Raw genomic sequence first — 14,640 nt, 5'->3', positions numbered from 1 at the left:
TAGATTAAAATAAGTTATAGGTAAAACCGATCATAATTTCTGCCCCGCGCTTATAACTTCTGTTGATATACTCATTTCCATACCACTTTCCTCCGGTTTGCGGATTTGCATAAACAGTTTTAATAGCGGGATTCATTATATTTTTGGCATAGCCTTTAAACAAGATCCGTTTATTTAGCTTTTGGGAAAAAACAAAATCAAGGTAAGGCACGGGCTGTGTATACAGATCCGGTTCCCCTGTCAGATTAATTTGGACTAAGCGTTCCCCAACCATATTAAAGGTCACTGTGAGATCGGTTCCTGATTTGTCGTTATCATAGTTTAACCAAGCATTAATCGAATAAGGAGCCTGTTCAAACAACGGACTATTTTTTGGCGTATATCTATCCAGTGAACGATTTGCTTCATAACGCTCCTCAGATTTTTTAATTTCACTTTGTGCCAATAAAAGATTGGTACCCAAAAACAAGTTTTTTAAAGGATCATATAAGGTTCCCAAATTCTTGACAACTTCAAATTCCAATCCCCATACCTTACCAATATTACCGTCATTCTGAAATTGGATGGTTGGAAATTCCGGATAAGTAGCAGCTAACCCTTGGGTTTTTAGATTAAATACCTTAACCAATTGATTTTCTATACGCTTTCCAAAAGCTGACACGGCAATAACCTCTCCTTTAGCAGGAAACCATTCCCAACGAAAATCCGCATTTTGGGTATATTGGTTTTTCAAATTGGGATTACCAACAACTAAGCCCATTTGAAAGGCATCAAATTCAAATACATTGGTAATCTCACGCAATTCAGGTCTAGCCAGGGTCGTGTTGAAGGCCCCACGAAAATTCATGTTGTCATTCAACGTATAGGTTGCATTGACTGAATAGAATGGTTTATATTTTGTTTTATAGACAGAATTGGGATTAATCGGATCCAGTGGAATGCGTGTACCATCTGGAGATGTTGCGGTCAGTGCAGGGTCTAAAAATACATTAGTAGTATCCACTGCCGAACCAATATTTGTCATCTCAAACCGAACTCCTCCAGCCATGCGGAATCGTTCAGCAATCTTGAGATCCAGCATACCATATAATGCATTGGTTTCAAAATAACCCTTGTAGTTATTTGGCGATTTTTGGCTATTGTATAGAAATCCACCTACTGGCATCATACCTTCACCCTGTCCCGCTTTTGGTAATACAACACCTACAATTTCATTGCTTACCAAACGGTCTAAATTGCCTTGGACGTCATACAAAGGAATGGCCTTATTACCCGTAAAATTTGAACCTGGCAGAAACAGCTGGTTTTCTGTAAATTTACGATCCCTAAATAAATAATTGAACCCCGTTTTAAACAACTGCTTTTCACCCAATAGCCTGAAAGGAAAACTCAGATCAGCTTTTGCATTAAAATTATCTTCGTTCAAATTCCGCCATCTCCGACCATTAGGTTCCGCTTGAATAATACCGTAATTTCCAAATCCGTTTACATAGCCCGATGTAAGTGCATAGAGATGTTCAGAATATACATAGTCATCAAAATGAGCCTGCTCACCTATAATGGGACGTCGATACCATCCCCCACCCCGAGGTTTGTAGTCTACAAGACTTGCAAATCTAAAATCCGGGTCATTCTGCGTGGACTTTGACGTTGCAACATTATAACTCAAACGAGGCGAGAGCTCATTTTTCAAAAACTTATGTTCGCCCTGTAGGTTAAAGGTATTCAGATTACGGAAAGTCTGTTTAAGCGAATGAATAGTACTTCTGACTTCGCCAGGCAAGCCCGAATACTCATAGCGTCCATTTAAATTTGTTGCGATAGACTCTCCTCCCCAGCTTCCCAAATATTGCATACTGACCTCATGCTGTGGATTAAAACGGTAGGTGCCCCCTACAAGTGTACCATAGTTTAGTGTTTCGGTTCCTGTATTTTCACGATAAGTTTGATACTTCCCCATAAAAAGACTATTCGGTGTAATATAATTAGGGATATTCCTAAAACTAAAAATATCAGGGTTACCAGTCACTACCCCTTGATAGATGCTATACTGGGTCAGTTCGCCCTGATAAATATCAGCGGTTCTTCTATAATAATTTCCTCCGACGACAATCCCCAGTTTGTGTTTTCCAAAAACATCATAACTATTACCGAATGTTGCCGAGTAAAGTTGATTCATGGGTGCGCGGCGGTATCGAGTCGTCATAACGGGATCAAACCCTTTCATAATTGTATTAACCCGGTTTACCTCCTGATATCCTGAGGGACTATAGTTGCTATTGGCGATCATATCCTGGATAGAACTTAATCCATTGGGATATTGCGTTGCAAGATTTAGAAAATCCGAGGAAAGGTCTTTTTTATTGATTCGTGTTCCCAATAATCCCATCTCACTGTTCCAAAAGCTGTTATAATTCCCCCCCAAACCAATGTTCGAATTGAGCCCGGTTTGAGCGATAAGCTCAAATGTCATTTTCTCAGGCACAGATTTCGTTTTGAGCTCAACGATACCCGAAGCAGCATCGGCAGGTTTGTCTGGTGTTACTGTTTTATAAACGGTAATATTATCCAATAAAGAAGCCGGAACGAGATCCAACGGGATGGCACTACGGTCAGGATCAGATGAAGCCAATCTTACGCCGTTCAACTGACCGATCACAGATCGATCACCTAGCCCTCTTATCGCAACATATTTATCATCAGTCACCGTAACACCAGTAACGCGTTGTAATGCCTGTGTAGTCGTGATACTGGCCGTACGCTCAATCAATTCGGCCGAAATAGCATCCTGTACAATAGAAGCGCGTTTACGTTCTTCCAGCACGGCCGTTTCAGTGTTCATTTTACGCCTTGCCTGAACGGTGACCTCTTCCAATGCTGTAGCAAGAGGGTTCAACCCAATGACAAGGTTTTCCTTCACATCATTAATTTCAATTTCCTTGGTCTGATAGCCCAGATAGGAAAGAACGAGAACAGTAGGAATTTTAGAAATCGATAGCGAAAAGTTTCCATTTGCATCAGAATTCGTTCCTCCAGATGTCCCTTTAACACGGATTGAAACACTGGCCAATGTCCTTTTTGTCTGTTGATCAATGACTCGACCAGCCAAGCGCTGCTGCAATACATCGGCGGGCTTTTCCAGCGCAGTCTGAAGCGCCGTAACAACAACCAGTTTATTTTTCACAACATAACCGAACGGTTGTCCTGCAAAACATATATTCAATGCTTCTTCAACAGTTGCATTGTTTAGATTGACATTAACGGGTTTTGCTCGATTAAAGAGCCCATTATCGTAAAAAAAGTCATAACCGCTCTGCTGCCTTATTTCTTTTAATATAGCTGGGATATGACTATTTTGTTTGTTAAGTGTAATACGTTGACCGTAAGTAAACGCACTGACTTTCACCAACAAACAAGTTAAAAATACCATGGTGATTTTCATAACACGCATGCATTGATAAAAACTCATATATTTGTTGTTGTTAATATTATTTGATGATCATTGAATCGCAACATGATCGATAAGCTTAACACATTGACCAAAGGTGTTACCAGCACCTTTGGTTGTTTTTTATCCGGCTTATCGTAAAAATTAGATAGGTCAATCTATCACAATAAGCCTCCTTCCATTTAGCGTTAATTTTACTTTTCCTGTTGTTTGCAACATATCAATAATGGTAGATAGCGGTTGAGAACGCGATACCATACCATCAAATTTCAACTTTTCAAGTCGTTCAGGACATGTTACATCCACGTTGTACCACCTTGAAATTTTACGCAGCAGACTTACTAACTCCTCTCCTTTAAAAACAAAGTCACCATTTATCCAAGCTACTTCCTGAGAAATATCCACATTTTCTACACGCAGGGCTTCATTTAACAAGGCCCGCTGCCCTGGTTTTAAGAGCACCGATTCATTTCTTTTTTTCGAACTAACGCGTACACTTCCCTCCAATAAAGTTGTTGTTGTATAAGGTTCGTCATCATATGCGTTGACATTGAAATGCGTACCAAGTACCTCTATTTTTTGATTTGCTGTCTCCACGTAAAAAGGAATTCGTTTTCCCCCTCCCATTTCCGTCTCAATTTTTGCAATTTCAAAGTAAACCTCTCCGGTCATATGGACATGCCGTTCGTTTTCACTAAATTTCAAAGGATATGTCAGGGTTGAATTTGCATTGAGGAAAGCTTTCGATCCATCTGGCAATATAATTTGATATTGATTTCCCCTATTCGTCGCAATTTTATTCATTGCTGTACTGGCAATCCGTTCCTTTTCAACAGCCTTATACACCAATTCACCATCGTTGTTCTTTTGTATTTCTACCCCGCCCTGAAGTGCAACAACACTTCCATTCTTTATATCAGCTAAGGAAACAACGGAGCCATCTTTTAATGTCAATAAGGCATCATCCTTTCCCGGAGCACCGATATGCTGTACGTTTTTTGGCTGTTCTTCAGCAAGCTGTTGTTTAAATAGAAACAGTGAGATAGCGCCAACAACGACTAGGAGCGCCGCAATTTTTAACCAGACAGCCGTACCAATTTCTATGAAGCTGTGCTGGTTAGCGCGCTTTTTTATTTGAGACTGCAAACGCTCATAGTTTGTTTGAACGGATAGTTCGCCCGCATAATGTCCCATTGCCACAATGGTTTCCTGCAACTCCGCGATGGACGCTTTATGTTCAGGATATTTTTGTAACCATTTTTCCCATTTTTCGATATCCTCTTTATTTGTTCCCTTACAATAGTTCACAAAAGATTCGTCCAATAATAACGCTTGCAAATTAAGTTCGTTCATACTACTCTAATCGTAATTTATACAATAGAGTGGGCAGGGTCATTTTTTCACTACTCGTTTTTAAGAAAAAATCAACAAAAATGAAGAAAGTAGCCCTACGGCAACTTTAAGAAAGATTTCTTGTTCACTAGAAAGATTATTTTTTATTTTTTCTAGTGATTTATAGATGGTATTATAGATCGTATGGATCGAAACCTGATTGGCATCAGCGATTTCCTGATAAGAAAGATCCAAAAAAAATCGTTGGTAAATCACCAATCGTTGTTTTGTCCCTAATTGCTCCATATGCTCTGCAACCAACTGTGTTACTGTATTTGTTGTTACCGCACGGATATGTTGGTCTTCAACAGAGTGATGGATTGACGGATCATGGATTTCTTCCACAAAATCCAAATCTGTCAGCTTCAGTGATTCCTTGCGGAAAAGTTTTTGAAAGAAAACCGTAATAATATAATTATGATGATTACGTATCTGACGATTGCTAGACTTTTTCTCCCATAGATGTAGAAACACATCATTCACGCTATCCTGAACACGCTGTACCGACATTTTCTTTTTTAGCCCCAAATAAGAGAGATAGTGGTAATAATGTTTATATAACGTATAAAATGATTCTTCACACTCCTCTGCCACAAATTGGTCCCAAATATTTCTTAGATCTTTTCCGGTTAGTGCAAACATGATATCTTGGTAACAATGACTTTATACAAAAAAAGGAAAGTCTTATTAACAAGAGATTAACCAAAGATGAAGAATAGGAAAATTGTATGTAAATTGGAATTAGAAAATCAATACTAATTCTTCCTATAGCTATAACGGGTAAATAATGGCAAAAAGGCAGGAAAAAACTAATCATTGGAAAATTTTAACACAAAATGGAAAGACGTATATTTCTTGCAGACAGACTTCGCGAAGTTTTTTTGAATGGACGTTGGATTGCCAACACCAACTATCAGGAACAACTATTGAACACGACCTGGAAACAAGCCATAATCAAAATAAATGATCTGAATTCCATCGCTGCCCTAACCTATCATATCAATTATTACCTCGAGGGGTTACTGATGGCATTTAAACACGGAAAATTGGAAATCAGCGATAAGTATAGCTTTGATATCCCGCCTATCCGATCCAAAGCAGACTGGGATACACTCGTAGATCGATTCCTAAAAAACGCAGCCACATTTGCCAACAGCATTGCCCAATTTGAAGAAAACCTCTTCGACCAGCCATTTATTGATAAAAAGTATGGATCTTACCTCAGAAATATCGAAGCTGTAATCGAACATAGCTATTATCACCTTGGTCAGATTTCACTGATCAAAAAGGTAATTCGTCAATCGGAATAAATTGTTATTTCGCTAGTACAGCGAGTTCCTGTTTCACTTTCTCTCGGTATTCCAAACCCCAACTGACCAAAGATTCGGTGACGGGGAACACACTTTTACCATAGGCCGTAATTTTATAAAACACTTTTACGGGGTCTTCACTTGGCTGGCGGGCGACTAACAAGTTTAATTCAAGGTCTCGAAGTTCTTTTGTCAACACTTTTGCAGAAATTCCCTGAATCTCCCGTTCCATTTTTTTGAAATGGATTTCCTGCAACTCCCGATTAGCCAAATAACGTAATATCATCAATTTCCATTTTCCACCCAAAATATCCAGCGCGTCACGCATAGCGCGCAATTCTTCTGTACAACTCGCCTCCCGCATTTGATTTCCGTCAAAAACTTGTCCCATATTGATTTCTAACAACTAGTTACCACTTGTTAACTACCAACAAATATATAGCAAAGGAAAGGTAGATTTGTCATAACAACTATATAAGATGTAAAATCTATGGATGCAGTGTAAATTATTTTCAATTTGATTTTTCATCCCTTAAAATAGATAGAGTTATGAACGCCGTTATATTAGATCAAGACAATCATTTGATAAATGCCAACGTTGACCTTCCTCCATTGAAGCCCAACGAGGTGAAAATTAAAATAATAGCTTCCGCAATCAATCCCATAGACTACCAAATGCGTGAAAATGAATTTGAACGACGTTATTTATATTCCCCCATACTTGGTAGAGAAGGGGCAGGAATTATTACAGATAAAGGTTCAGAAGTAAGTGAATATGCAATTGGAGATGAAGTGTTTTTTGCCTGTGGTAGCATGGGCAGCAACGGGACCTATGCAGCATACATTCATTTACCAGCCGGCCTCGTTGCCCCTAAGCCAAAAAATATTTCTTTTGAGCAAGCAGCAGCACTTTCTACCGCTGGCATCACCGCATTACAGGTTTTCGACAGAGCAACAATTAATCCGCAAGACCATATTTTCCTAACCGGCGCGTCTGGAGGCGTGGGTCTTTTTGTATTAAAATTACTCCTGGCTAACGGCATTAAAAATATCGTGGCAACTGCAGGAAGTATAAGCAGTATTGAAAAATTACACCAACTAGGACTGCAAAAAGACAGCATCATCAATTATCGAAAAGAGAATTTAACGGAAATAATCAAGCGTAGAAGTAATCAGCAGGGTATTGATGTCGCTATCGATGCGGTGGGTCAGCATCTCTCGGAAGTTGCCGCCGCAGTACTAAAACCCTATGGAACTTATATCGACATCACACATTTTACGACCGCGACAGCAAGAGGCCAACTATTTAGTTCGGCCGCACAGATCATCAATATATCCAACTTTATCCACGCGCAAAAACTAAATTATACCTATTTCAAAAATGGGCTGGATCGGATCAGACACAATATTGAGCAAGAAATTATTCAATCCGCCCCTATTTATCTTATTGGTAAACTGAGCCCCGAAACAATAGAAAAAGGGCATCTAATGTTGAAAAACAACCAGACTCAAGGCAATAAATTAATTATACAAAATCAATGAGAACTATACCTAGACGAATCGTGACAGGCATACGTGCCGGCAAATCCTTTATCGAAGCGGATGCATTGGTCGATAATGTATCGGAGCACTATCCCAATCTCGTTATTTCCGATATCTGGCAAACCAGTCAAATGCCGGCCAAGTTTGAGAAAGAGCATCCCATAGAAAACACTGCTATACCCCAAGTCATCAAAAATGGCACGTACTTCCGCTATGTACAGATCCCACCTGATCGGGACCTTGGTATAGAAACAGCGATTGGCACCTCTCATCCCCTCATGCATCAGACAGCAAGTTTAGATTACATCGTTATTCTTTCAGGGGAGATTTACTTGATTACAGACACAGAAGAAACGCTTTTACAGGCCGGCGATATTGTCATCCAGCGTGGCACGAATCATGCATGGAGCAATCGTTCCGATCAAATGTGCCTGCAATTGGCAATTCTAATCGATGCGAATTAAAACGCGAATTAAAAATCTACCTATTGCTCAATCGGCAAACTAAACATAGCGTCGATTGAATCACATCGAATTTATTTTGCATGAACACCGCAATTTTTCTAAGTTTGGACTTCATGATAGCAGCATATTTTCGGTCTTTGCATCTGTTCGAGGAAGAAGAGATCAATCAAATTGTTCAGCTTTTTGAATACAGAAAGCTGAACAAAAACGACTTTTTTGTTAAAGAGAATCAACCTTGTCATGAGGTTGCTTTTATACAATCAGGGATCTTCCGTTCTTATTATAGCAGTGCAAACAAGGAAGATATTACCTATTGTTTCCGCTTTCCCAATACTTGGATAGCGGCCTACTCCTCCTTTATTACAGGCGGGCCGAGTACGGAGACCATGCAGGCCATCACCCCTGCCGAACTATGGACGATCAAAAAAAACACCATTGATACACTCGCTATAAATAGCCTAAAATGGACAAAGTACCTTAAAATGATTGCCGAGGAACAATATCTTGAGCTTGAAAAGCGCGTCTTTCAATTGCAAAAAGAAACCGCATCACAACGTTATGCCAATTTACTCAAAGATCATCCTGAGTTTATCCAACAACTTCCTTTACAATATCTTGCATCCTATTTGGGCATTACACAACGTCATTTAAGTCGTATTCGCAGCGAAATTTCTTTTTAGACATTTGTCCTATAAAGACGGTGGTTCTATCGCTACTTTTGTGATGTAATACGACATCATGCAGAAAAAAATACTGATTATCAATGGTCACCCGAATCGGGAATCCTTCAATTTTGGCATTGCAAATGCTTATCAAGAAGCTGCGGTAGCGTCCGGAGCTACAGTACGAACAATCCATATTATTGACCTGGACTTCAATCCAAACCTTGAATTTGGTTATCGTAAACGGACAGAACTTGAGCAGGACCTACTTCTTGCCTGGGAGGACATCTTATGGGCCGATCATTTGGTCTGGATACATCCCGTTTGGTGGGGCGGTCTTCCTGCCTTGATGAAGGGCTTTATCGATAGATTATTTTTACCTGGACGGGCCTTTCAATACCGCGAAAATTCTCTTTTTTGGGACAAATTGCTAAAAGGAAAATCTGCCCGAATTATTACAACCCTCGATCAACCAAGTTGGTATTATGCATTAGTTTACGGCAGACCAAGTGTTAATCAACTAAAAAGATCCATCCTTCAATTTTGTGGAATATCGCCCGTTAAAGTCACCTATATCGGAATTATCAAAACTTCCGATCCTATTAAACGGAATAAATGGCTACAAAAAGTACAACAGTTGGGACACAAACAAGCTTAAGCGCAATCTAAACGCATTAAGACTGCTTGTCAAATGATAATGAGGAGCACTTTTTGCCAAATGGCAATTGTCCTCCGCTTTGCAAGCCCTAGCTTTGACCATAAATTCAAGACAAACGCAATATGGACATTCTAATTGGGCTCCAATGGGGAGACGAAGGTAAAGGAAAATTCATTGATCTGATCGGAAGCGACTATGACATTATCGCTCGATTTAATGGAGGCGCGAATGCCGGACATAGTATTTATTATCAAGGTAACAAAATTACGCTTAAACTACTCCCATCGGGAATTTTTTCGTCGCATGTCAAAAACATTATTGGCACCGGTGTGGTGGTTGACCCATTAGCATTCAAAGCGGAAATTGAAGAACTAGCGCACATTATGCCAGATCAAGATCTCTTCAATAGGATTTTGATATCCCAAAAAGCGCATCTCGTTTTACCTACCCATCGCTATTGGGATATCTATATGGAACAGTCTCCATTGTATCGCACGATAGGAACGACCAAAAATGGAATTGCGCCAAGCTATTCCAATAAAATACTAAGACAGAACCTTCGTGTTGGTGATATTCACTCGGATAGTTTTAATACGGACGTATATCAAATTTTAAATCGTCAATACAATGAACTACAGCTTCTCGGGCAAGAAATGCCTGCATTCGAAGAGCTCTATCACGATTTTATTCAAGGATGCACTTCGTTAAAGCAAGTATCAATTATAGATACTGAAATCTTTCTTAACAAGGCTATCCAAGATGGCAAGAAGGTATTGGCGGAAGGTGCGCAGGCAACCCTACTTGACATCGACCATGGAAGTTATCCCTATGTGACCTCATCAAATACGATTGCCTCCGCAGCCTGTGTAAGCTTGGGCGTGTCGCCTAAACTGGTGGACAAAATTTATGGCGTTACAAAAGCCTATTGCACCCGTGTGGGTAATGGCATTTTCCCAACCGAGATCACAGGACAAGCTGCCAATGATTTACGGGAAAAAGGAGCTGAATTCGGTTCCAATACCAAGCGTCCCCGTCGTGTCGGCTGGCTGGATCTTCCAGCATTAAAATATGCCATCATGTTAAATGGAGTCACTCAGCTTGTTCTTACGAAAGCCGACATCTTAAACGAAATGGCTGCCATCCCCGTCTGTACACATTATGAAATAGATGAACAAAAAATTTCCTTAGCATTTCCCCAATCCGCTGAACAAGAAATTAAACCGATCTGGAAATATTTAAAAGGTTGGAATACCGATTTCTCTAATATCAAGCAGGCAAAGTTACTTCCAGAAACCTTTGGTGCATTTATCTCCTTTTTAGAAGAAGAATTACAAGTTCCCATAAAGTATCTTTCAACAGGACCTCAACGTGAAGAATTGATTAACTTAGCGAAGTAATATACAGGTAACATGGAGCAATTACTGGAATACATCCGAAAATTTGGACAGCTCGATTTACGAGAAGAGAACTTAATTCGACAGGCATTCGAAAAAAAGCATATTCCAAAGTCAAGCTATTTTGTCGCTTGCGGTAAAGTAAACAATAGCATTGCTTTTGTGGAATCGGGGGTATTCCGTTCGCTCTATTACAACAGTAAAGGCGATGATTTTACACGTTATTTTATTTATGAAGGTCGTTTTATTGGAGATCTTCAGAGCTTCTTGGATCGAACACCGTCCAATGACTATATAGAATCCCTCACAGATACCGAGATCTGGAGCCTTGATTTTGACAATTTTACGCTCCTTGAAAAGGAAATTAAAGTTTGGCCATTGTTAATGGCCAAACTTTATGGTTTTGTAGTGGAAAGTAAGCTAAAAACGGCAAATACCATGATGAATCTCGATGCCAAAGACCGTTACCTCCTGTTCTTAAAGCTTTACCCTGGTTTGGCCAATCGTGTTCCATTAGCCATGTTAGCATCCTATTTAGGGATTACCGCATCATCCCTGAGCCGGATTCGGAAAAATATCTAATCCCCTCGCAGCATCTAAATTAAATCGCGCCCCCTAATGCATTAGTCACACGAATACGAATCCTTTCGATCAACTCCGATCATTGCGATAAAACCTTAGCCCCGAACCAACTTACCAACGATAAAGCAGTCTTGTTGTGAAGACATTATCTTTCAAATCAGCAGAAAAGTTTGGTAAACTTGTGGTTTCGTTTGTTACATGCTCATTATATACGGTCAATTTTATCCTATTGTTAATCTGATAAGCAAGACCATAGCCCAGCGTACTAAACTTAACATCTCCGTCGGCCGTAAAATTATCGGGCATGCCGATTGTCATGCCACTTGCTTTAGTATTTGGATCATAGACGTCATACGCTAATAGCGCAGTTATACCGGTCTTAGCAATCTCTTGCGTAAACCAAAGGTAATATCCGTTAAATTTCCGCTGATAAAGGTCTGTTGTCGGTTGGGTCGTAAAACTTCTGCTTGCGTAAGGTCCTTTGATATCGGCACCACCCGCTACCCCTGGCTGATCACCAGCAACATATTCTGTTTTAAAGCTGGACTTTCCCAAGCTACTATCAAATTCCAACTGTAAATTGGCGCCATAATAATTCCGACCGATCGCCCTGCCTTCATTCTCGTCGCTGGTATGTGCTGTATAACCATTGCTGTTGGGCGTATAATAAGTTTTCGTATCATTACGAACCGAACCTTTATAGAATGAGCCACCAAATCCCAAATGAAGTTTTTTATCCGCTAGGCTATCAAATTTAAAAGCAAGATTACCGATCAGATCTTTTTTGGAATCATAATCTTTAGCCGAATGGCCACTACCATTAACCAAGGCTAAATCTAAGTTTAAGAATTTAGCTTTACCGCCAGGGTGATAGCTTACCATCCCTCCAAGATCACGTTCGCGTGGCATCAGAGTCTGAAATACACGTGCGCGTTCCGGAAAATCACGATAGCCGGATGAGTACACAATAGAGTATCCAAAAGGTCTATTGAAAAGACCCGCCGTTAAACTTAGGCCTTTTTGACTTGGGTGACGCAATTGAATAAAAGCGTCCATCAGTTGTACACCGTCTTGAGTAGCATCCAATTGAAACACAATACTGGAGTACGTATCCACGCGGTCAATTTTAAGACGCCCTCTGCGGATCATAAATCTGTTATCCGAATTCTTTGAAAAATCACCACCCGAAAAGGAAGTAATTCCGGGAGATTGCGCTTTCTGAAACTGTGTCTGAAGGTACCCAGTAATCTTGATATCATGTGGATCATAGCTGGAGGGCGCATTATTATTTTGCGCAAGCGCTACGACAGGACCTATCAGGGCTAAGAGTAAAAGTGCTTTTTTCATGAGAATTTTAAATAAATTATCTTTTTCGCTTGTGATGATATGATACGAGTAGAATCATTTTTCCATCTTCTATTCCACCATCTTTCAACGGCGTAAAAATAGATTCTCAATATTAAGTTAATATTAATAAATTGTTAGTCTATTAATTTATATACATAAAATTAACGATTTAGTAATATATCTCGTAAGAGATAGGTCAATACAATGGTGACTCTCGCAATGTAGAGGTATCCTTAAAATAAAAAGGCCGATACAAATTGTACCGGCCTTTTAATCCTATTGATTTATACGTTGAATTATTCCAATCCCTTATTATAATCGCTTTCGCGAAGAGGGATAGACCAAGTCCACTTATTTTTATCTTGTGGATTAATTGTAACAGCTAAAGATGTAAGGAAATTACCCCCGTTTGCGTTATTTCTTCTCACAATAGTATCTCCCCAACGTTTCATATCAAACCAATCGAATCCTTCGCCCCATAGTTCAACTGCGCGATAAAGTTTAATTTCATTAAGTAGATCTGTCCCTGTTTTTGTACAAACATAATTCACATTCCTTCCTGAAGTAGCGTTTAATGTGTTAAGCACACCTTGAACTTCGCTTGCTGCTTTATTTTGGAAAAATTTCGCTTCAGCTTCAATGAGGTACATCTCGGAAGCCCTAAAGTGATTTAAGTTTCCAACACCTGGTAGATCATTCGCTTTAAACTTAAAATTCATGTAAGCGTATGGCACAGCGTTAGCCTGTAATTCAGGATATAAAGCAAATGCCCTAGCCTTCATCGTCGCTCCGGCCAATCCTGTAGCTGTTGTATACGCTTCGCCTTTCGGATCTAAGAAAAGATCTCTTCTAATATCTGTTGAAGGAATTTTATCGAACAATTCTCTACTGATACATTTTGGCGCTGTTCTAACAGCACTTGCCGATGAATTATATGCAATATACGATTGAAATGAATAGAAGTATAATGTTTCATCAGACGCACCGTAGCTACTCCAAATCCATTCTCCATTTGGATTTGCAAAGCCACTTTTATACTCCGCATTGTTCATCAATTTATAATTAGCACGCGCTAGAATTGCATATTTCTCAGCATTGACATAATCCTGCTTGTTCAAAGCAGCTCGAGCATAAACCGCATAAGCAACATCTTTATTCACTTGATAATTGGCATTTGGATTACGATTAATTTTTGAAGATTCATATAATGAAATAGCATCATTCAAATCCGCATAGATCAAATCATAAGTCTGGCCCAAGGTAGATAAAGGCATGTCTCCTGTTGACACATCTTTTCTTAAAACCAATCCATTTGTCTGCCCATTATTGGAATCACTCCATCTATTGCCATAGATCTGAGCTAACATCATGTAACTGTAAGCACGGTAAGTCAATGCTTGCGCTTTTATAAATTGTTTGTCGGCTAAGTTTCCATCCGCAGCATCAATATTTTCGACAATTTGATTTGCGTTACCAATGATCTTGTAGTAATAAAACCAAGGATAATACAGGTAAATACTTGTTAAGTTTTGATTATAATTTGCATTAATAATGTCTGCCCAGCCACTTAAGTTGACAAAAAAATTGTTTCCAGGATAGTTCCCATAGTACATTTTGATTGTCCCCTCTCCATTAAAGCCTTGGCTACCTAAATACTGTTGGGTCATCATTTTTGCCAAACCGTTAACGGCTACTTCAGCATTTTTTGTCGTCTCAAATACTTTAGAAAGCTCAACGGAATCTGTAGGACTTGTATTTAGATAGTCTTTTTTGCAAGAAGAAACAAGAATCATTCCTGCTAACAATACTTTTATATATTTATTATTTTTCATTGTTTGATT

At 39.4% G+C, this 14,640-nt stretch carries 13 protein-coding genes; 7 read left to right on the top strand and 6 right to left on the bottom strand.

The genetic code is table 11. The features are described from left to right. Nucleotides 1–4 precede the first annotated feature (4 nt). From CBM24_RS05630 to CBM24_RS05620, 3 genes are all read right to left on the bottom strand, one after another. Complete coding sequence (locus tag CBM24_RS05630) at nucleotides 5–3,469, bottom strand: carboxypeptidase-like regulatory domain-containing protein (RefSeq protein WP_232475688.1); 3,465 nt, start codon at nucleotides 3,467–3,469, stop codon at nucleotides 5–7. 132 nt (nucleotides 3,470–3,601) lie between these two features. Beyond that, nucleotides 3,602–4,801, bottom strand: a complete 1,200-nt coding sequence (locus CBM24_RS05625; protein WP_088160479.1) for a FecR domain-containing protein — start codon at nucleotides 4,799–4,801, stop codon at nucleotides 3,602–3,604. Between the two features lie 60 nt (nucleotides 4,802–4,861). Next, nucleotides 4,862–5,482, bottom strand: a complete 621-nt coding sequence (locus CBM24_RS05620; RefSeq protein ID WP_075991344.1) for an RNA polymerase sigma factor — start codon at nucleotides 5,480–5,482, stop codon at nucleotides 4,862–4,864. A 194-nt stretch (nucleotides 5,483–5,676) separates the two neighbouring features. On the opposite strand from CBM24_RS05620, the gene CBM24_RS05615 reads away from it, so the two are divergent. Then, nucleotides 5,677–6,150 carry a DinB family protein gene (locus tag CBM24_RS05615; protein WP_075991343.1) on the top strand — a complete coding sequence of 158 codons (474 nt, stop codon included), beginning with the start codon at nucleotides 5,677–5,679 and terminating at the stop codon, nucleotides 6,148–6,150. A gap of 4 nt (nucleotides 6,151–6,154) precedes the next feature. Here the strand turns inward: CBM24_RS05615 and CBM24_RS05610 are convergent, their stop codons facing one another. After that, a complete protein-coding gene (locus CBM24_RS05610; RefSeq protein WP_075994659.1) occupies nucleotides 6,155–6,541 on the bottom strand; it encodes a winged helix-turn-helix transcriptional regulator in 387 nt (128 codons plus the stop codon). 158 nt (nucleotides 6,542–6,699) lie between these two features. Between CBM24_RS05610 and CBM24_RS05605 the strand changes: the two genes are divergently transcribed. The 6 genes from CBM24_RS05605 (at nucleotide 6,700) to CBM24_RS05580 (ending at nucleotide 11,452) form a co-directional block, all read left to right on the top strand. Next, nucleotides 6,700–7,692 (top strand): zinc-binding alcohol dehydrogenase family protein, encoded by a 993-nt coding sequence (locus CBM24_RS05605; protein WP_088160478.1) that lies wholly within the window; start codon nucleotides 6,700–6,702, stop codon nucleotides 7,690–7,692. Continuing rightward, nucleotides 7,689–8,156, top strand: coding sequence for a cupin domain-containing protein (locus tag CBM24_RS05600; RefSeq protein WP_088160477.1), 468 nt, complete (start codon nucleotides 7,689–7,691; stop codon nucleotides 8,154–8,156). The genes CBM24_RS05605 and CBM24_RS05600 overlap by 4 nt, the downstream gene beginning before the upstream one ends. A 113-nt stretch (nucleotides 8,157–8,269) precedes the next feature. Continuing rightward, nucleotides 8,270–8,836, top strand: a complete 567-nt coding sequence (locus CBM24_RS05595) for a Crp/Fnr family transcriptional regulator (protein WP_075994658.1) — start codon at nucleotides 8,270–8,272, stop codon at nucleotides 8,834–8,836. A gap of 58 nt (nucleotides 8,837–8,894) precedes the next feature. Then, nucleotides 8,895–9,476, top strand: a complete 582-nt coding sequence (locus CBM24_RS05590) for an NAD(P)H-dependent oxidoreductase (protein WP_088160476.1) — start codon at nucleotides 8,895–8,897, stop codon at nucleotides 9,474–9,476. Between the two features lie 122 nt (nucleotides 9,477–9,598). Next, complete coding sequence (locus tag CBM24_RS05585; RefSeq protein WP_088160475.1) at nucleotides 9,599–10,873, top strand: adenylosuccinate synthase; 1,275 nt, start codon at nucleotides 9,599–9,601, stop codon at nucleotides 10,871–10,873. Nucleotides 10,874–10,885: 12 nt separating this feature from the next. Further along, nucleotides 10,886–11,452: a Crp/Fnr family transcriptional regulator gene (locus tag CBM24_RS05580; RefSeq protein WP_088160474.1), complete on the top strand. Its 567-nt coding sequence runs from the start codon at nucleotides 10,886–10,888 to the stop codon at nucleotides 11,450–11,452. 111 nt (nucleotides 11,453–11,563) lie between these two features. Here the strand turns inward: CBM24_RS05580 and CBM24_RS05575 are convergent, their stop codons facing one another. Both CBM24_RS05575 and CBM24_RS05570 read right to left on the bottom strand, forming a co-directional pair. Next, nucleotides 11,564–12,799 (bottom strand): porin, encoded by a 1,236-nt coding sequence (locus CBM24_RS05575; protein ID WP_075991338.1) that lies wholly within the window; start codon nucleotides 12,797–12,799, stop codon nucleotides 11,564–11,566. Between the two features lie 296 nt (nucleotides 12,800–13,095). Next, nucleotides 13,096–14,631: a RagB/SusD family nutrient uptake outer membrane protein gene (locus CBM24_RS05570; protein ID WP_088160473.1), complete on the bottom strand. Its 1,536-nt coding sequence runs from the start codon at nucleotides 14,629–14,631 to the stop codon at nucleotides 13,096–13,098. Nucleotides 14,632–14,640 lie beyond the last annotated feature (9 nt).

The organism is Sphingobacterium sp. G1-14, assembly GCF_002196555.1.
Classification (GTDB): domain Bacteria; phylum Bacteroidota; class Bacteroidia; order Sphingobacteriales; family Sphingobacteriaceae; genus Sphingobacterium; species Sphingobacterium siyangense.
This window is presented reverse-complemented; position numbering and strand designations above follow the sequence as displayed.

What these genes read in the sequence shown, in the direction of transcription:
- CBM24_RS05630 (WP_232475688.1), bottom strand. Translation starts at nt 3,469, where the DNA reads ATGAGTTTTTATCAATGCATGCGTGTTATGAAAATCACCATGGTATTT.
- CBM24_RS05625 (WP_088160479.1), bottom strand. Translation starts at nt 4,801, where the DNA reads ATGAACGAACTTAATTTGCAAGCGTTATTATTGGACGAATCTTTTGTG.
- CBM24_RS05620 (WP_075991344.1), bottom strand. Translation starts at nt 5,482, where the DNA reads ATGTTTGCACTAACCGGAAAAGATCTAAGAAATATTTGGGACCAATTT.
- CBM24_RS05615 (WP_075991343.1), top strand. Translation starts at nt 5,677, where the DNA reads ATGGAAAGACGTATATTTCTTGCAGACAGACTTCGCGAAGTTTTTTTG.
- CBM24_RS05610 (WP_075994659.1), bottom strand. Translation starts at nt 6,541, where the DNA reads ATGGGACAAGTTTTTGACGGAAATCAAATGCGGGAGGCGAGTTGTACA.
- CBM24_RS05605 (WP_088160478.1), top strand. Translation starts at nt 6,700, where the DNA reads ATGAACGCCGTTATATTAGATCAAGACAATCATTTGATAAATGCCAAC.
- CBM24_RS05600 (WP_088160477.1), top strand. Translation starts at nt 7,689, where the DNA reads ATGAGAACTATACCTAGACGAATCGTGACAGGCATACGTGCCGGCAAA.
- CBM24_RS05595 (WP_075994658.1), top strand. Translation starts at nt 8,270, where the DNA reads ATGATAGCAGCATATTTTCGGTCTTTGCATCTGTTCGAGGAAGAAGAG.
- CBM24_RS05590 (WP_088160476.1), top strand. Translation starts at nt 8,895, where the DNA reads ATGCAGAAAAAAATACTGATTATCAATGGTCACCCGAATCGGGAATCC.
- CBM24_RS05585 (WP_088160475.1), top strand. Translation starts at nt 9,599, where the DNA reads ATGGACATTCTAATTGGGCTCCAATGGGGAGACGAAGGTAAAGGAAAA.
- CBM24_RS05580 (WP_088160474.1), top strand. Translation starts at nt 10,886, where the DNA reads ATGGAGCAATTACTGGAATACATCCGAAAATTTGGACAGCTCGATTTA.
- CBM24_RS05575 (WP_075991338.1), bottom strand. Translation starts at nt 12,799, where the DNA reads ATGAAAAAAGCACTTTTACTCTTAGCCCTGATAGGTCCTGTCGTAGCG.
- CBM24_RS05570 (WP_088160473.1), bottom strand. Translation starts at nt 14,631, where the DNA reads ATGAAAAATAATAAATATATAAAAGTATTGTTAGCAGGAATGATTCTT.